This is a genomic window from Rhizobium sp. NLR8a (genome assembly GCF_019685235.1).
In the GTDB taxonomy this organism is placed as follows: Bacteria; Pseudomonadota; Alphaproteobacteria; order Rhizobiales; family Rhizobiaceae; genus Rhizobium.
The window spans coordinates 1-17,295 of the sequence record NZ_JABDWI010000010.1; the positions used below are offsets into that span (position 1 = coordinate 1).

Annotated in this window: 18 protein-coding genes and 1 pseudogene; 8 read left to right on the forward strand and 11 right to left on the reverse strand. The window is 61.3% G+C overall.

Annotated features, from left to right (window positions below):
• Both HJC04_RS19610 and HJC04_RS19615 read left to right on the forward strand, forming a co-directional pair.
• Positions 1–173: pseudogene (locus tag HJC04_RS19610) on the forward strand (trehalose utilization protein ThuA); the annotation flags it as partial.
• A gap of 9 nt (positions 174–182) precedes the next feature.
• Positions 183–1,226: a Gfo/Idh/MocA family protein gene (locus HJC04_RS19615; RefSeq protein ID WP_210630184.1), complete on the forward strand. Its 1,044-nt coding sequence runs from the start codon at positions 183–185 to the stop codon at positions 1,224–1,226.
• Between the two features lie 134 nt (positions 1,227–1,360).
• Here the strand turns inward: HJC04_RS19615 and HJC04_RS19620 are convergent, their stop codons facing one another.
• The 6 genes from HJC04_RS19620 to HJC04_RS19645 form a co-directional block, all read right to left on the reverse strand.
• Positions 1,361–1,756, reverse strand: a complete 396-nt coding sequence (locus HJC04_RS19620; protein ID WP_210630185.1) for a DUF1236 domain-containing protein — start codon at positions 1,754–1,756, stop codon at positions 1,361–1,363.
• Between the two features lie 130 nt (positions 1,757–1,886).
• Positions 1,887–2,999 carry an ABC transporter permease gene (locus HJC04_RS19625; protein WP_221123074.1) on the reverse strand — a complete coding sequence of 371 codons (1,113 nt, stop codon included), beginning with the start codon at positions 2,997–2,999 and terminating at the stop codon, positions 1,887–1,889.
• Between the two features lies 1 nt (position 3,000).
• Positions 3,001–4,128, reverse strand: coding sequence for an ABC transporter permease (locus tag HJC04_RS19630; protein WP_210630189.1), 1,128 nt, complete (start codon positions 4,126–4,128; stop codon positions 3,001–3,003).
• A complete protein-coding gene (locus HJC04_RS19635) occupies positions 4,125–5,870 on the reverse strand; it encodes an ATP-binding cassette domain-containing protein (protein WP_221146889.1) in 1,746 nt (581 codons plus the stop codon). The genes HJC04_RS19630 and HJC04_RS19635 overlap by 4 nt, the downstream gene beginning before the upstream one ends.
• The gene (gene hlyD, locus HJC04_RS19640; protein ID WP_210630193.1) at positions 5,867–6,880 is read right to left on the reverse strand and encodes a secretion protein HlyD; all 1,014 of its coding nucleotides are present in this window, start codon (positions 6,878–6,880) and stop codon (positions 5,867–5,869) included. The genes HJC04_RS19635 and hlyD overlap by 4 nt, the downstream gene beginning before the upstream one ends.
• A complete protein-coding gene (locus HJC04_RS19645; protein ID WP_221146890.1) occupies positions 6,877–7,581 on the reverse strand; it encodes a CerR family C-terminal domain-containing protein in 705 nt (234 codons plus the stop codon). Before HJC04_RS19645 ends, hlyD begins: the two co-directional genes overlap by 4 nt.
• A gap of 234 nt (positions 7,582–7,815) precedes the next feature.
• Between HJC04_RS19645 and HJC04_RS19650 the strand changes: the two genes are divergently transcribed.
• Both HJC04_RS19650 and HJC04_RS19655 read left to right on the forward strand, forming a co-directional pair.
• Positions 7,816–7,968 carry a hypothetical protein gene (locus HJC04_RS19650; protein WP_009988813.1) on the forward strand — a complete coding sequence of 51 codons (153 nt, stop codon included), beginning with the start codon at positions 7,816–7,818 and terminating at the stop codon, positions 7,966–7,968.
• 184 nt (positions 7,969–8,152) lie between these two features.
• On the forward strand, positions 8,153–8,539 hold the full coding sequence (locus HJC04_RS19655) for a hypothetical protein (RefSeq protein ID WP_221146891.1): 387 nt from the start codon (positions 8,153–8,155) through the stop codon (positions 8,537–8,539).
• 11 nt (positions 8,540–8,550) lie between these two features.
• Here HJC04_RS19655 and HJC04_RS19660 read toward each other — a convergent pair whose 3' ends face one another.
• Complete coding sequence (locus HJC04_RS19660) at positions 8,551–9,567, reverse strand: NAD-dependent epimerase/dehydratase family protein (protein WP_210630198.1); 1,017 nt, start codon at positions 9,565–9,567, stop codon at positions 8,551–8,553.
• Positions 9,568–9,828: 261 nt separating this feature from the next.
• Between HJC04_RS19660 and HJC04_RS19665 the strand changes: the two genes are divergently transcribed.
• Positions 9,829–10,785 carry an endonuclease/exonuclease/phosphatase family protein gene (locus HJC04_RS19665; protein ID WP_221123068.1) on the forward strand — a complete coding sequence of 319 codons (957 nt, stop codon included), beginning with the start codon at positions 9,829–9,831 and terminating at the stop codon, positions 10,783–10,785.
• A gap of 25 nt (positions 10,786–10,810) precedes the next feature.
• On the opposite strand, the gene HJC04_RS19670 is transcribed toward HJC04_RS19665, so the two are convergent.
• The 3 genes from HJC04_RS19670 to HJC04_RS19680 form a co-directional block, all read right to left on the reverse strand.
• Positions 10,811–11,116, reverse strand: coding sequence for a hypothetical protein (locus HJC04_RS19670; protein WP_210630202.1), 306 nt, complete (start codon positions 11,114–11,116; stop codon positions 10,811–10,813).
• A gap of 134 nt (positions 11,117–11,250) precedes the next feature.
• Positions 11,251–12,678 carry a mannose-1-phosphate guanylyltransferase/mannose-6-phosphate isomerase gene (locus tag HJC04_RS19675; protein WP_020922051.1) on the reverse strand — a complete coding sequence of 476 codons (1,428 nt, stop codon included), beginning with the start codon at positions 12,676–12,678 and terminating at the stop codon, positions 11,251–11,253.
• Entirely contained in the window at positions 12,675–14,138 is a 1,464-nt protein-coding gene (locus HJC04_RS19680) for a phosphomannomutase (RefSeq protein WP_221146892.1), read from the reverse strand. Before HJC04_RS19680 ends, HJC04_RS19675 begins: the two co-directional genes overlap by 4 nt.
• 230 nt (positions 14,139–14,368) lie before the next feature.
• On the opposite strand from HJC04_RS19680, the gene ung reads away from it, so the two are divergent.
• The 3 genes from ung to HJC04_RS19695 all read left to right on the forward strand — a co-directional run bounded on the left by ung (position 14,369) and on the right by HJC04_RS19695 (position 16,754).
• Positions 14,369–15,070: a uracil-DNA glycosylase gene (gene ung, locus HJC04_RS19685; RefSeq protein WP_210630205.1), complete on the forward strand. Its 702-nt coding sequence runs from the start codon at positions 14,369–14,371 to the stop codon at positions 15,068–15,070.
• A 135-nt stretch (positions 15,071–15,205) separates the two neighbouring features.
• Complete coding sequence (locus HJC04_RS19690; protein ID WP_221146893.1) at positions 15,206–16,138, forward strand: VOC family protein; 933 nt, start codon at positions 15,206–15,208, stop codon at positions 16,136–16,138.
• A 10-nt stretch (positions 16,139–16,148) separates the two neighbouring features.
• The gene (locus tag HJC04_RS19695) at positions 16,149–16,754 is read left to right on the forward strand and encodes an alpha/beta hydrolase (RefSeq protein WP_210630209.1); all 606 of its coding nucleotides are present in this window, start codon (positions 16,149–16,151) and stop codon (positions 16,752–16,754) included.
• 177 nt (positions 16,755–16,931) lie between these two features.
• On the opposite strand, the gene HJC04_RS19700 is transcribed toward HJC04_RS19695, so the two are convergent.
• Positions 16,932–17,174 carry a KTSC domain-containing protein gene (locus HJC04_RS19700; RefSeq protein ID WP_064804427.1) on the reverse strand — a complete coding sequence of 81 codons (243 nt, stop codon included), beginning with the start codon at positions 17,172–17,174 and terminating at the stop codon, positions 16,932–16,934.
• Between the last annotated feature and the right edge of the window lie 121 nt (positions 17,175–17,295).

Genomic DNA, 17,295 nt, shown 5'->3' on the forward strand with positions numbered 1-17,295 from the left:
ACGACGCCACGGTGCAGAAGGTGCTGATCAACGGCGTCAAGTGGGCCTACAACCCTGAAGGCGCGTTGACTGGCATTACCGACGCTCCAAATGTGCCCGTGGAAAAGGCATTGGAGCCGATCGTCGAGCGCGGCCCGAAACTGCACCAAGCCGGCGAAGCCGGTTATCGCTGAGGAGCATTCATGCGACTACTCGTTCTTGGCACGGGCGTGATGGCGAAAAACCAGCTCACCCACTTCAGCAAAATCGACGGGGTGACGGTGGTTGGCGCTGTCGACACCGACCCCGACCGGCTTTCCGCCTTTGCCGACAAGTTCAATATCGAAAAGCGGTTCCATTCCTTGGATGAGGCGATCGCCTGGGGCGAGTTCGAGGCGGCGACGAACATCACACCCGATCGCATCCATCACCCGACAACCATGGCGCTGATTGCGGCCGGCAAACATGTGCTCTGCGAGAAGCCGCTTGCGGAAAACTATCCGAAGGCGCTGGAGATGACGGAAGCGGCCGAGAAGGCCGGCGTCATCAACATGGTGAACCTTACCTATCGTAACGTCGCGCCGCTGCAGCGCGCCCGCGAGATGGTGCTATCAGGCGAACTCGGCACGATCAAACATGTGGAGGCGTCCTATCTCCAGAGCTGGCTCGTATCGCGCGCCTGGGGCGACTGGCGCACCGAATCGACCTGGCTGTGGCGGCTTTCCACCGGCCACGGCTCGAACGGCGTGCTCGGCGATGTCGGCATCCACATCCTTGATTTCGCCGCCTATGGCGCCGCCACCGACATCGACCATGTCTTTGCGCGGCTGAAGACCTTCAACAAGGCGCCGGGCGGCCAGATTGGCGAATATATGCTCGACGCCAATGACAGTTTCACCATGTCGGTCGATTTCGCCAACGGCGCGCTCGGCGTGATCCATGCCAGCCGCTGGGCGACGGGCCACCTGAATGAGCTGAAACTGCGCATCTACGGCGAAAAGGGCAGCCTCGAGGTCATCCACCGGCCGGCCGGATCGGAACTGCGCGGCTGCCTTGGAGACGATGCCGAGACCGCCACCTGGAAGGACATCGAGGTGGCGCCGGTGCCGACCAACTACCAGCGCTTCGCCGAGGCGGTGGCAAGCGGCATCCAGCCCGACCCTAACTTCCGCCACGCCGCCAATCTGCAGAAGGTGCTCGACCTCGCCATGGAGACGGAGCGCGAGCGGCGCGAACTGAAGGTCTGATCAGCGCCTCGAAATAATGAAACCACACGGTCGGTCAACCAGCTGGCCAGCCGCTGGTGCATGCGCACGAAAACGGCCCCGCCGAGGCGGGGCCGGAGGTGGCCGGGCCGCAGCATGCGGCCTCGGCGGTTTGATTATTCGATGACCTGCACGACGCGATGGGTGCGGGGTTCGACGATCACGCGGCGGTCATTGATGACCGTATAAGCATATTTCGGGTTGTCGGGCACCGGAGTGACGACGACATCGGCCGGAAGCGGCTTGCCGACGACGATCGGCTGCTCGACGACCACGCGGGAGGTCGGGGCCGGCTGCTGCTGAACGTAGGTGACGACCTCACGCGGCGGCGGATCGACCACGGCACCGGCAACGCCGCCGGCTATGCCGCCCACGGCAGCGCCTACGGGGCCACCGACGATCGCGCCGGTGATGGCGCCGCCGGCAGCGCCGGTCACGGCTCCGTCAGCCAGAGCGTTGGTAGCAAGCGACGACAGCGCAAGGGCGCCGGAGACAAGTAGGATCTTGTACATTTTGCTTCTCCTTTGCTGGGGTTGCGTTTGGGTAACGACGACGCCAAATCGAGGTTCCCGCAGCAAAGAGTCACGCTTTGGAAGGCCGGTTCATATTCTGTGAGGCGGCTGAGGCCTCCGCCGGATTGGATTATTCCAGGCGTCGGCGGAATAGCCAGGCGGCGGCGCTGAGCGTCACCGTGGCGATCAGCGCCAGCGGGATGGTCTGGTTCACCACCTCGCTCAACGGGATATCCTTGAGGAAAACGCCTTTGACGATCACCAGGAAATAGCGCAGCGGATTGACGTAGGTTATCGGCTGCAGCCAGCCCGGCATGTTTTCGATGGGGGTCGCGAAGCCCGAGAGCAGCATGGCCGGGACCATGAACAGGAAGGCGCCGAGGATCGCCTGCTGCTGCGTCATCGACAGCGCCGAGATGAAGAGGCCGAGGCCGGCGACCGAGCCGAGATAGAAGATCGCGCTGCCGTAAAGCAGGAAGAGCGAGCCGCGCAGCGGCACCTCGAAGAGAAAGACGGCGGCGAGGATATAGACGGTGATGTGGAAGAGGCCGATCAACATCGGCGGGATGAGCTTGCCGATCAGGATCTCGTGCAGGCGCAACGGCGAGACCATCAGCTGATCGAAGGTGCCGAGCTCGCGCTCGCGGGCGATCGACAGCGCCGTGACGATCAGGCCGATGAGGAGCGCGATGCTGGCGATCAGGTTCGGCACCATGAACCATTGATAGGTGAGGTTCGGGTTGAACCAGTTGCGCGGCACGGATGAGACGATGCTGGCGCCGGCGCGTTTGCCGGCCGTGGTATCGGCGGCAAGCGCCGCGCCGATCTGCGAAAGGTAGCCCGCAACGATCTGCGAGGCGTTCGAGCGGCGGCCGTCGAGCACCACCTGCAGGTCGCTCGGCGTTCCCGCTTCGATATTGCGGGAAAAATCCGGGCCGATTTCGACCGCGGCGATGACCGTCTGATTGTCGATCGCCACCTGGACCTCCGCCTGCTCGGCGGCGATCTCGATATTGCGGAAGGTCGGCGAGCCATCGATGCGCTCGATCAGCTCCTGGCCCCAATGGCCGCTATCGCGGTTGAGGATCATGACGTCGACATTGCGCACTTCGAGCGTCGCCGCATAGGAAAAGACGAGAAGCTGGACGATCGGTGGGCCGATCAGGATGGCGCGGCCCTTGGGGTCGCGCAGCACGGCGAGCAACTCCTTGACGATGAGGGCGTAAAGCCTTGTCCACCCCATCTCAGCCAATCCTCTTTCTGGTGCTGCGTGCGGCCAGCACGAACATGACGCCGCCGATCGTCAGCATGACCGAGATTGCTCGACCGAACATTGGCCAGATGTCGCCGGCGAGAAACACTGTCTGCAGGCTGGGGATCAGGTAGCGGGCCGGCACGATGAAGGTGATCCACTGGATGATCCTGGGCATAGAGTTGATCTCGAACAGGAAGCCCGAGAGCAGGAAGGCCGGCAGGAAGGCGGAGATCAGCGCCAGCTGCGAGGCGAGGAACTGGTTCTTGGTTGCCGTCGAGATCAACAGGCCTTGCCCCAGCGCCGGGATCAGGAAGGCGGCCGACAGGGCATAAAGCCCGGCGACCGAACCGCGGAACGGCACGCCGAAGAGAAAGACCGCAAGCAGCACGCAGAGCGTCATCGAGGTGAGACCGAGCAGAAAATAGGGCAGGATCTTGCCGGCGAGCAGTTCGACGGCCGTCGCCGGCGTCGCCATCATTGCTTCCATCGTGCCGCGCTCCCATTCGCGGGCGACAACGAGCGAGGTCAGCAGTGTACCGACAAGCGTCATGACAATGGCTATCGAGCCCGGCACGAGGAAGTTGCGACTGGTCAGCTCCGGATTGAACCAGAAGCGCTGCTCAACTGCGATGGCGGGACTGTGGGAGGCGACGTCCGCCTGCCTCTGCTGTTCCCAGTTGGCAACGGCGCCCTGCGCATAGTTCTGGACGAAATTCGCCGTGTTCGGATCGGAGCCGTCGACAATCACCTGGACCTCCGGGCGGTTGCCGGCGGTATAACGGGTGGTGAAATCGGCCGGGATGACGACGATGCCGCGCACCTTTCCGATCACGAGATCTTCTTCGAACAGGCGGCGGTCACGGCCGATCACCACGTCGAAATAGCGCGAGGCCCGAAAGCTGGCCGCGAGGTCCTGCGTCAGCGGCGTCATCTCTTCGGTCACGAGGCCAATGCGGGTGCGCGTTGTATCGAGCGAGACGCCGTAGCCAAAGAGGAAGAGCAGGATCAGCGGCAGTACAAAGGCGATGAGGATGCTGCTCGGGTCGCGGATCGCCTGGAAGCTTTCCTTGCGCACCAGAGCTGCAAGACGCCGGAGCCGGCCGGAGGAAATGCTCATGATGCATCCTCCGCTTCCGATTGCTGCACCAGCGCGATGAAGGCGTCCTCCATCGTCGGGTCCGGCGCATCCCTTGTCGCGACACGTGCCTTCAACTCATCGGGAGAACCGAGCGCGATCGAACGGCCGCGGTAGATCAGCGATATGCGGTCGCAATATTCCGCCTCGTCCATGAAATGGGTGGTGACGAGCACGGTGACGCCTTTTTCGACCAAGCCGTTGATATGCGTCCAGAACTCGCGGCGAGTGATCGGATCGACGCCGGAGGTCGGTTCATCGAGGAAGAGGGCGCGCGGTTCGTGCATGACGGCGCAGGCAAGCGCCAGCCGTTGCTTGAGCCCGAGCGGCAGATCCTTGGCGGGTTCGCGGGCGTGGCGGCCGAAATCGAAAATATCGGCCATTAGCGCGATGCGCTCGCGCCTGCGCTGCCGACGAAGGCCATAGACACCGGCGAAGAATTCCAGGTTCTGCATGACGGTAAGATCGCCGTAGAGCGAGAATTTCTGTGCCATATAGCCGAGCTGATTGCGCGCTTCCGCAGCGTCGCGGCGAAGATCGAAACCCGCAACGCGGCCTTCGCCGCCGGTCGGTTTCAGCAGGCCGCAGAGCATCTTGAAGGTGGTGGACTTGCCGGCGCCGTTTGGCCCAAGCAGGCCGAAGATCTCGCCGCGGCGGATATCGAAGCTGATGTCGTCGGCGGCGGTGAAATCGCCGAAGCGCTTGGTCAGGCCCTTGGCCTCGATCACCGGCCGGTCGCCCTCGGCCTTCAGCGGCTCTTGCGCTTCGGCAAGCCGGGAGCGGCCGCCGGGGCCGCCGCCGAGCATATCGACGAAGGCATCCTCGAAACGGGCCGGGGCTGGGGAAAGCGATGCGCCGTTACCGGCCTTGCCGATATCGGGCGTCTTGCCGCTGGCTGCGACGAGGCGGATCGCCTCGCCCTGGATCACGCCGTCGATGACCCCATCGGCCTGCAGGAGTTCGGCGAGAACCTGTCGACGGCGCCCCGTGACGTCGGAGACCCGGAAGACGCGGTCTTTGACGCGCTCGGTCATTTCGTTCGGTTTTCCCGAGAAGAGCAGTTTTCCCTGGTTCAAGAGCAGCACGTGGTCGCAGGCTTCAGCCTCGTCAAGGTAAGCGGTCGACCAGACCACGCCGATGCCTTCCTTCGTCAGGTTCTCAACCATCTTCCAGAGGTCGCGGCGCGAGATCGGATCGACGCCGACGCCCGGTTCGTCGAGCAGCAGCAGGCGCGGCTTTTTCAGAAGCGCGCAGGCAAGGCCGAGCTTCTGTTTCATGCCGCCGGAGAGCTTTCCGGCGAGCCGGCCGGTGAAACGCTTGAGGTCGGTGAAGGTCAACAGTTCGTCGAAGGCGCCGGCGCGTTCGCTCTTCGGCAGGCCGCGCAAATCGGCATAGAGATCGAGGTTTTCCTGGACCGAGAGATCCTCATAAAGACCGAAGCGCTGCGGCATGTAGCCGGTCGCCGCCTGAATGCCGGCGGCGTTCTTTCTGGTGTCGAAGCCCAGAACCTCCATCGTTCCGGTATCGGGCAGCATCAGGCCGGTCATCAGCCGGATCAGCGTCGTCTTGCCGGCGCCGTCGGGGCCAACGAGGCCGGTGATCGCGCCGCCGCCGATGACGCCGGAGACGGCGTCGAGGGCTGCAGGCGCACCCCCAAAGCGCTTGGTGACGCCGTCGATCCGAACGAGCGGCCTGGCGTCTCGACCGGGTTCGGGGGCAGTCATTGTCCGCCTGCCGGTGGCGCGGACAGCCGCACCGTGACCGGCATCCCCTGCCGCAGGTCGGGGCCGGGTTTGTCGATGACGATCCTCAGGCGATAGACGAGATCGGTCCTCAGTTCAGGCGTTTCCACCGACTTCGGCGTGAACTCGGCGACCGGCGAGATGAAGCCGATGGTGCCTTCATAGGGTCTATCCGGCAGGGTATCGGAGGCGACGGATACTTTCATCCCGGGGTGGATGCGGCCGAGATCGGGCTCGGCGACGTAGCTGCGCACCCAGACAGGTTCGGTGAGTGAAAGCACGAAGACGGTATCGGCCGGCGAGACGATCGCGCCATTTTCCCGCACCCGCGAGAGGATGACGCCGTCGTTCGGAGCACGCAATTCGGTGTCTGCGAGCGAGGTTCGGGCCGAGGCGAGTGTGGCCTCGGCGGCCTTCAGCTGGGCGTCGGCGGCGGCGATATCCTCGACGCGTGAGCCTTCCTGCAGCAGCTTCAGTGCCTCGCTGGCGGATTGCGAGCGGGCGGCGGCCATCGCCTTTGCGGCGGTCGCCTGGTCGAGGTTCGCTTCGGAAATCGTGCCCTGCGGGCGAAGCTGGCGGGCGCGGTCATAGGCGAGGTTGGCATTCTGCAGATCCGCGAGGCTTTCGTCGTAGGCAGCTCGCGCTTGGGCGATCTCGGTCGGCCGCGGGCCGGCCTTCAGCTTGTCGAGCGTCGCGCGAAGGGCAGCGGCATTGGCCTCGCCGGAGCGAACGGCGAATTCATAGGGTGCGGCGTCGAGGTTCGCCAGGACCGTGCCGCTCCTGACGACATCGCCCTCGTCGACGCGCAGTTCGGAGAGGCGGCCGCTGACGCGGAAGCCGAGCGAGACCTGACGGATATCGACATTGCCGTAAAGGACGAACTCGCGCCGCGCCTCGGGCAGCCAGCCGAACCGCTCGGGCAGGCCGTACCACCAGGCGGCGGCACCTGCCGCAACCAAGAGAAGGATCGCGAGGGGGAGGATGCGTTTCATGCTGCGCCTCCTTTCGGCGGGCCGATGACATCGGCCAGTTCGGCAGCAAGGCCCCGGAGGATTTCCACCTGTTCCGGGCCGAAGGCGTCCCATTCCATCTGGGCGAGTACGGAGGCATGGGCGAAGCGGAAGATGAGGATGCTGCCGACGAGGTTGAAAGTGCGAAGGCGCACATGTTCGGACGCCGGATCCTCGCCGAGAATGGCGCCGACCAGACGCCGGCCCATTTCGATCATCGGCCGCATGATGCCTTGATAAACCCGCTTGAAAGCTTCGGTCGGCTCCATCTGCTCGCGGATGAGGAAACGGGCCCAGGGTTCGGATTCCTTGGCGACGAAGAGCGTCACTAGGGTCTGCAGAACCTCGGTCAGGAAGAGTCGGGCGTCGGCTTCCCCGAGCGGCTCGCCGGCTGCGTCGAGCGCCATCAGATGCGCGCCAATGCGCGCCCGCATGCCGCTGACATGAGCGTCGATCTGCATCATCAGATATTCGGCGGTGGCGATATAGAGGCCTTCCTTACTGCCGAAATAATAGGGAATCGCCTGCAGGTTGACGCCGGCGGCTTCGGTCAGCTGGCGTGTCGAGGCGCCATCGAAACCGTAGCGCCCGAAGACGTCGAGAGCGGCGGTGAGCATCTTCTGGCGCGCGATCTCGGCGCGGGCTGAAGCTGGCGGGTTTGGCTTGTCGCGTTCTCGGGTCATGACATTTTTATAGCGTCGTTAGTGAAATAAGTCAATCGATTGATTATATCGCGGCAACCACTTTCGGGTGAGGACGCAAGCTGCGACTTTCCCTGCCTTGGATCAGGATGAATTCCACGCACGGGCCCCAATATGCCAGGTGTCATTCTCGGCGGCTCTGAAAGCATATTGTTTCGCGTTATACGCTCATTTTCTGACACAAAACTGCCTTGCTCTTTCCGTATCGGCAGATCGATGCGTATTCAGATCTATATTATCGCGCTGCTGTTGAGCGCCATTATGTGGTCGATCTCGTTCGATGCGGCGCGAGAATCCTATCATGCCGCCCAAAGTGCGGGATTGATGCCGAACCTGCATATCAACAAGAAGCTGGATCGCATTCTCTAGACTGCGATCAGCGTCCAATCATGGACGTTTTGCCGATGCCGCCGTCCAGCCGCCGGCCAAGGCGTTTTCATGCCTGTCTCGAGCCCTTCCGTATAGAAAGTCGAATTTCGTAAAATTTGATCGATCTGCTTAAAAGCCCTGCAAATACTGACCTGTAGAGTGTTCTCATGAAGGCGGCCGAAGCGTGGACAGACGCGTCGATCGCTTGGAGCCGGGTGAAACGAAAGCCCGCCGATCCGAAAACGGGGACTTCGACATGCAGAAAACTCTTGCCGCCATCGCCCTGACCTTGAGCATTGCCGCGGGGGCCGGTCCGGCCTTCGCCATCGGGCCTGCGAGCCTCGCCCGCGACCTGATCTACACTTCCGCCATCGGCCGTTCGCCTGAAATTCCCTTGACGACACGCGCCGGTTTCGTGCGGCCGAGCGCTCCCCTCGTTCTGCGCGGCCCAGCTGTGGTCGAGGCCAGGGGGTATCAGTTCAAGGCCTATTCGCGGAGCCTGAGCGTTGCCATCGAATATGTATTCTCGACGGCGGTCGGCGCTGTGGAAGCGGTCACGTTCCTCCGCTAAAGCAACCCGCTTCAGGCATCCAGTTCTCGACGTACGTCGATATACCAGTCGACGAAGGCCTTGACGCCGACGTCCAGTGTCGTGTCGGGTTTGTATCCCGTCAGTGCCACGAGAAGATCGGGTGCAGCGAAGGTGCGCGGCACGTCGCCCTTTTGCATTGCCAGCATCTTGCGGATGGCAGGGCGGCCGAGCGCTTTTTCCACCGTCTCGACGAAATCCATCAGGCTGACGGGCTGACCGCCGCCGATATTGACGACGCGGAAGGGCGCCTGGTGCGAAAGTGTTTCGATCCCAGCGTCACCGAGGCGATTTTCCTCGCTCGGGGCAATTGCCGACAACCTGACGATCGCTTCGATGAGGTCGTCGATATAGGTGAAGTCGCGGCTCATATTGCCTTCGCCGTAGATCTCGATTGGCTGGCCTTCGAGCATGTTCTTGGCGAATTTGAACAGCGCCATATCGGGCCGGCCCCATGGGCCATAGACGGTGAAGAAACGGAAGGCCGTCGTCGGGATCTTGTGGAGATGGGCATAGCTGTGCGCCATCAATTCCATCGATTTCTTCGTCGCCGCATAGATGGTCAGCGGCTCGTCGGCGCGATCGGTCTCGCGGAAGGGGACCGTCGCGTTGGCGCCATAGATCGATGATGTCGAGGCCAGCATCAGGTGGCGAACTTCAACCCGCCGGGCGATTTCCATGATATTCCAGGAGCCTTCGACATTCGAATGTATATAGGCTTCGGGATTTTCCAGGCTGTAGCGGACGCCGGCTTGCGCGGCGAGATGGATCAGGATGTCAGGCGCGGCCGCGGAGACTGCCCCCTCCAGCGCCGGCCGGTCCTCAAGCATTGATATGACAGGCCGGAAGGCCGGAAACTGAGAGAGTGCGGCGTGACGCATCTCTTTGAGCTTGACGTTGTAATAAGGCGTGAGGCCGTCGAAACCCGTCACCTCATGCCCTTCCTGCAACAGGCGCCTGGCCAGATGAAAACCGATAAAGCCGGCAGTGCCTGTAATGAAGTAGCGCATTCCCACCTTTTTCTCGGCTCCCTGCCGACGGCAAAAGCCGGTTCCGTAAAATGGCACCCACTTACAGGATAAAAAGAGGCCGAGTCGATAGGCCTTTGAAAGATAGCACCCGACGCGGCTCTGCTGTCCTCGTTTCCGGACATTATGCTGCATTGCACCATAGGGGCTTGCATGTTATGGGCGACGGGTCGTCTCGCGCACGATGCCGAAAAGGTTGAGCGGTTTTCGGGCGACATCCTGTTCAGGCGGAACCAGGGATTGATGAGAAACATAGTTTATTGGATTCTCTCTGCGTTTCTGACCCTGGCCATTGCGGTTGTGTCGCTGCGCTATCTCACGAATTTCTGGCTGCTCTCCTTCATCTACAGTTTTCAGATCCATCTCGGCCTCACATACGCCGCCGCCAGCCTCGTCATCCTGGCTGTCAGAAGACATGCTTACGGCGTTGCCCTTCTGCTTGTCTCGCTGCTCCTCACGGCGCACGGCGTTATCATGCTACGTGAATTTGCGGAGGACGACAGGGGAACGGGAACGGCGCCGCTTTTCCGTCTGATGTCGTTCAACGTTGCGATCGATAACTGGAAAAATTCGACCGCCATCGCGGATATGGTGATCGCTTCGAACGCCGATGTCGTCAATCTGCTCGAAGCCAAGCCGCTGACGTTCCATCTGCAGCGATTGTTCAAGGTCTATCCGTATCATATCGGTTGCGACAACGGCAAAGACAGCTGCGATACACTGGTGCTGTCCAAGCGCCCGTTCGTGACCCGCCAGGTCGCGAGCATCGGCAGCTTGCGAAAAGACAGGCTGGTCGCAGCGAGCGTCGATTTCGGCGGGCAAACCGTCAATCTCGTATCGGCCCATCTGACCAAACCCTATTACGACGATTACCAGATGGAAGAGTTGGGAGATCTCAGCAAAGCGCTTGATGCGATCTCAGGTCCGCTGGTGCTGTCCGGCGATTTCAATTCGTCGTCGATCGCCCCCAGCATTCAGGCTCTCCTGCGCAAGCAGAAGCTGAAGACTATGGCGCCCGAACCGGCGACATGGCCGATCGCGGCCGATCGATACGGCATCGCCATCGATCACATATTCGCGCGCGCGCCGCTTCATCTGACGTCATTGAAACGCCTCGACGACAATCTCGGCTCCAACCATTCCGGCCTGATCGCCGAATTCATTGTCGATAGGAGCGGCGAGACGGCGCCGGCACAATAAACAGGCAAGATAAGCCGGGCTGAAATCAGAATCTGGTTCGGCCGCCCTTGCGGTCGATCATCTGAAAATTCTTGCCGTCAGTCTTCACGTTGACGCAGTCGGTCGACTTGTCGGGAAACCGGACACAGACCTCGCCATTGTTGATCTTGTAGCCATTCTTGCTGCCTTCGCGATATTCATAGCCGTTGCTGCTTTCTTTCAGCTCCGACGTGCCGGGCAGATGCTGGCGGATTTCCGCCTCGCTTGCGGCGCGCATGTTCGCCGTTTGGGCAAAGGCCATTGCCGGCAGCAGGATTGAAAGAAATCCGGCGAGGGCGGGCAGGGTACGCATCAGAGGACATCTCCTGTCAGGTCTGTCGGCTCATTCATTCTACGAGAATCCCGGAGGGGAATTCAACAGGGATGGTGGTCATGCCGGAAGCGCCGGCGGGCTGATCTGGCCTGCCTGTCGTTCCGGCACTTGGCTTATGTTCTTCCGAATTCGTCAACGATGCGGATGATATCGTCCTCGCCGAGATAGGAGCCCGTCTGAACCTCGATGAGCTCGAGAACGATCTTGCCGGGATTGGCGAGACGGTGGACTTCTCCGAGCGGGATATAGACGCTTTCGTTCTCGCGCAGCATCTGCACGTTGTCGCCGATCGTCACCTCGGCCGTTCCCTTTACGACGACCCAGTGCTCGGAGCGATGGTGGTGTTTTTGCAGCGAAAGCTTCTTGCCCGGCGTGACGAAGATGCGCTTCACCTGGAAGCGGTCGCCGTTGAAGATCGAGGTATAGCCGCCCCAGGGGCGATAGGACGTCGGATGGGTTTCGGTGAATTTCGCCGTGGCGGAAGCGGAGGCCAGCATCTTGACCAACTGCCCGACATTCTGGCTGTCCTTGAGCGGACCGACATAGACCGCGTCCTCGCTGGCGATGACGGCGACGTCGTCCATGCCCTGGACGGCAAGGTGCACGCCGTGGGTCATGACGAGCGAGTTGCGGGTGTTGACGACGGTCGTGTTTGCGGCGGCGACATTGCCGTTGTCGTCGCGGACGCCTGATTTCCAGACCGCATCCCAGCTTCCCATATCGGACCACTTGAAGGGCGAGGGGACGACGGCGGCCTTCGAGGTCTTCTCCATGATCGCATAGTCGATGGAGATATCAGGGCTCTTTGCGAAATGATCGGCATCGAGGCGGGTGAAGTCGAGATCGCGGCTTGCCTTGGAAACGGCCTTGCCTGCCGCCTTCAGTACGTCGGGCGCATATTCCTGAAGTTCGGCAATCAGCTCTGTCACCGGGAACATGAAGATGCCCGAGTTCCAATAGAAGCCGCCATCGGCCAGCATCTGCTCGGCCTTGTCCAAGGCCGGCTTTTCCACGAAGCGGCTGACCTTGTGGGCGCCGTTTCCGAGCGCTTCGCCGATTTCGATATAGCCGTACCCGGTCGCGGGCTCGGTGGGGTTAATGCCGAAGGTGACGAGCTTGCCAGCAGCGGCCGCATCGCGGGCGATGCGGATGCAATCGAAATAGCTCTTGTCGGCAAGGATCTCGTGATCCGAAGCGAGCATCTGGATGATCGTGTCCTTGCCGAAGAGCTCGGCGGCGAGCGTCGCGGCGGCGGCCACCGCTGCGGCGGTGTTGCGGGCAACGGGCTCGAGCAGCACGGCGGCGAGCGGAATGGCAAGCGCGCGGGCCTGCTCGGCGACCAGGAAGCGGAATTCCTCGTTGGTGACAACGATCGGGGCTTCATAGAGCGCGGGATCGGAAACACGTTCGAGGGTGTCCTGGAACAGCGTCTTGTTGCCGACGAACTGAATGAATTGTTTCGGCGCGGTGGCACGGGAAAGCGGCCAGAGCCGGGTGCCTTTACCGCCGGCCATGATCACGGGAACGATTTTCTGCGTCATAGGCGGGTTCCTTGAAATACGTTTTCGTCGCATGATTGTCGGGCGCCTGCCCAGTCTCTAATTCGATTGAGCCCTGCCTGCAGCAGGGCCAGAGCTGCAGTTTCGCTTCCGGCCTCGACGTAGCAGCGCATTTCCGGCGCGTTGCCGGACGGGCGGAAATGGATGATCCCGCCATCTCCGAGCGTCACTCGAAGGCCGTCTATGTCGGATTTCGCCGCCACCTCGCCGATCGGCAGCAGGAAAGCGGAGAGATTTTCATCCGAGGCGCGCAGATATCCCATCAGCGCCGCACTGGTCTCGACCGCGAAATTCTCCAGGCGGTCGGCGGCGGCAAAGGGCAGGCGATAGGAGGCGGCGATAACAGAGAGCGGCTGCCGGCGTTTGGCGGCGAGCGACAGGATCGCCAGCATCGGGACGAAGCAATCGCGTGTCGGCAGGGCGCGCACGGCTCTGCCGTTAATAACGAAGGGGGTTGCGGTCAGCAGCCCGCCATTGGCCTCGAAGCCCATTACGTGATCTCGCCCAGCGGCGACGGCTTCTTCCATGCCTGTTATGACGAAGGGCGAGCCGACGCGGGTGCGCGTGACGGTAAAGGAGCCTGCTGCCTCGATGCCGGAATTGGAGGTCACCGGTGTCACCACCGTGCCGGCTCCAAGGAAATTGGCTGCCACCAGGCCGAGAAGATCGCCGCGCAGTGGCGTGCCGGTTTCGTCGGCGACCAGCGGGCGGTCGCCATCGCCATCCGTCGAGACGATTGTATTGAAGCTGTGATCGGAGACCCAGCGCTTCATCAGCGTGATAGTCTCCTCGGAAACGGCTTCTGTATCGACCGGAATGAAGCTTTCCGAACGCCCGAGAACGGTGACCTCAGCGCCATAATGGGCAAGAACGTCGACCAGGAGATCACGGGCTACGGTGCTGTGCTGGTAGACGCCGATCTTCAGGCCGGACAGCGCGCCTTGCGGAAGCAGGGCCGTATTGCGTTCGAAAAAGAGCTGTCGACAGATCGCCTCACGATCTTCCATCGCCGCTGGCGCCTGCATGACCGCTTCGCCGCTTTTCTCGATTTCGGCGGCCAAGGCGGTAATCGCAGCCTCGTCCGATTTGTCGATCTCGCCGTCCGAACGGTAGAACTTGATGCCGTTGCGGTCCGCCGGAATATGAGAGCCGGTTATCATCAGGCATGCGGCCTTGCTTTCAAGACCATAAAGAGCAAGGGCTGGCGTCGGGACATTGCCGCAGTCGAAAATGCGGAAGCCGAGCGCGGCAAGCGCGCCAGCGCAATTGCCCGAGATTTCGGGGCTGGAATCGCGAAAGTCGCGGCCGATCAAAATGACGTCGCCGGTCTGTGCCTTGCCGCTTTTCAGCAGATATTTGCCGAACGCCATCGCGTAGAGAGCCGAGGCACGACCCTTGAGATCCACTGAAAGTCCGCGAAGGCCGCTCGTGCCGAATTTCATTTGAAGAGGTGCCTCCAGTTTACAATCAAGGTTCTACTCAGGCCGCCTGCCGGCGTAAATACCGAAGCCGTCATATAGTTAAACACGAACGACGATGCCTCGGACAGCCTCTCGCAGTCTTCTCCCGCCGATCCTAAAGACGTAGACCCATTGCCGACAGGCATTGCAGCGTAGATCGATTTTGTTAGAACCGTGTGTCCATTGTTTCGTCCTATGCTGAAGGGTTCCTGATGAGCGATACATCCGTCAGTCTCGATGAGGGCTGGAAGGCCGCGCTGGCGGGGGAGTTTTCAAGCCCCTATATGCAACAACTCAAATCCTTTCTCGTCGCGCAGAAACGAGTGGGCAAGCGGATCTTCCCGAAGGGCAGCGAATATTTCCGCGCTCTTGATCTGACGCCGATTGTCAACGTCAAGGCCGTCATCCTCGGACAGGATCCCTATCACGGGCTTGGGCAGGCTCATGGACTATGCTTCAGCGTCCGACCCGGCGTGCGCATACCGCCCTCGCTCGTCAATATCTACAAGGAGATGGAGACGGATCTCGGCATAGCGCCAGCGCGCCATGGTTTTCTCGAACATTGGGCAAAGCAGGGCGTGCTCCTGCTGAACAGCGTGCTGACGGTCGAGGAAGGGCAAGCGGCCGCCCATCAGGGCAAGGGGTGGGAGCGCTTCACCGATGCCATTATCGGCAAAGTCAATGACGAATGCGAATCTGTCGTCTTCATGCTCTGGGGCTCCTATGCCCAGCGCAAGGCCGCATTTGTCGATACCACGCGGCATCTGGTGCTCAAGGCGCCGCATCCCTCGCCGCTTTCGGCCCATAACGGCTTCTTTGGCTGCAAACATTTTTCCAAGGCGAACGCCTTCCTTCAGTCCCGCGGACGGGCGCCGATCGACTGGCAATTGCCGGCAGATCCTTACGGCGCCTGATGTGAACGCGGCGCGATCTTCGTTCACTAATAATAGACAATGCGTTTTGGTCTCTGGGTCTATTCCGGAGGCCGGCTGAGGCGCATTTATGATCCATCAAAAGCCCGCGGACTGCGGGCAAGAAAGGGGTCTCACATGCTCGATCAGATCAAGGGTCTGCACCACGTCACGTCGATGGCGCAGGACGCCCGCACCAACAATCAGTTTTTCACCCATGCGCTCGGCCTGCGGCGCGTCAAGAAGACTGTCAATTTCGATGCGCCTGATGTCTACCATCTCTACTATGGTGATGAGACCGGTGCGCCCGGCACGATCATGACCTATTTCCCGTTCCCGAAGATGGCGCAGGGCCGGCCCGGGACCGGGGAAGTCGGCACGACGGTATTTTCTGTCCCGCAAGGCTCGCTCGGCTTCTGGAGCGACCGCTTCGCCACGCTTGGTCTCGGCGGTCTGAAGGCTGAGGAAAGCTTCGGCGAAAAGCGCCTGAACTTCTCCGGCCCGGACGGTGACGGCTTCGCGCTTGTCGAGGTCAAGGATGATGCCCGCCAGCCCTGGGCGCATGGCGGCATCAGCGAAGACCACGCCATTCGCGGCTTCCACTCCGTCGCCATGCGGCTGAGAGACGAGGGCGCGACGGCCGAACTCTTGAAGTTCATGGGTTATCAAGTGGCTGAGGAGCGGGACGGCATCAAGCGGCTGATCAAGTCTGACGGCAACGGCGCGCACCTCATCGACCTTGAGACGATGCCGAACATTGCCCGCGCGCTTCCCGGCGCCGGCTCCGTCCACCATGTCGCCTTTGCCGTCGAGAATCGCGAAAAGCAGCTCGAAGTGCGCAAGGCCCTGATGGATACGGGCTATCAGGTGACGCCTGTGATCGACCGTGATTATTTCTGGGCGATTTATTTCCGCACGCCGGGCGGTGTTTTGTTCGAGGTCGCGACCAATGAGCCCGGCTTCGACCGTGACGAAGACACGGCTCATCTCGGCGAAGCGCTGAAGCTGCCGCAGCAGCACGCTCATCTTCGTGCCTTGCTCGAGCAGCATCTGCAGCCGCTCGAAGCTTAGGGAGGGCAAGATGACCGAAACCGGATATGTGCACCGGCTGCGTGCCGGTGCACCTGACAAACCTATTCTGCTCGTGCTGCACGGCACCGGCGGCGACGAAAACCAGTTCTTCGACTTCGGCCGACGGCTGTTGCCCGAAGCAACGATTCTTTCGCCGCGTGGCGATGTTTCCGAATACGGCGCGGCGCGGTTCTTTCGCCGCACCGGTGAAGGGGTCTACGACATGTCCGACCTTTCACGCGCGACGGAGAAGATGGCGGCCTATGTCAAGGCGTTTGCCGACGAATATCGGGCTTCCCACATTCTCGGCCTGGGTTTTTCGAATGGGGCGAATATTCTTGCTAACGTGCTGATCGAAAAAGGCATCTTCGATGCGGCGGTTTTGATGCATCCGCTCATTCCGTTTCAGCCCCAGGCTCGCTCGACGCTCACCGGAAGAAAGGTTCTGGTGACAGCCGGGCAGCGGGATCCCATCGCTCCGGCCGCGGTGACCCAGGCGCTGTCTGCGCACCTGGAGGGCCGGGGCGCGGAAGTCAGGACGGTCTGGCATGCCGGTGGGCACGAGATCGCGCCATCGGAGATCAATGCGGTTAGCGACTTCCTCGGCGGCTATTGACCTTTGCCACAGTGGCCAAGACTGCGAACGGGGCCGGCGAATGCCGGCCCCGCATCGTCGCTGATCGACCAATTATCTGAAGCGCGTCGCGATCTTCCAGATTCGCTCCTTGCGCTTTAGGTCGCTGATTAGGCATGGCGTTGCTGCAAAACCGCAGCACAGTTTTGCGCGACATGCTCAGGGGCGATGAGGATATTTGCCCCTTATTGCCTTCATGTAAAAATTCCCCGGCGATTCTGCCATCGTCAAACCGACGACGACGCCTTTGGGGACACCTTCATATTCTCGTCTCTGGCCGTTGGTCAGATAGACCCGTAGATGCCGGCTGTCTTCGTCGTAGCTGATCGCCTCGATAAGTTTCGAATCAACCGCAGTTTCCACTTTGCACCCCGCAGTTTTGGATCTCAGATTCCTGATCAATAATCGTCATTCACGCTCGCACCGCACCATCTTTAAGCGGCGTCGCAGGGTCGTCAAGCGTGATCTGCTTTAACGTTCATTTTTTCCGGATGCCTCTCGCTGTAGTTGATTTATGCAGCTT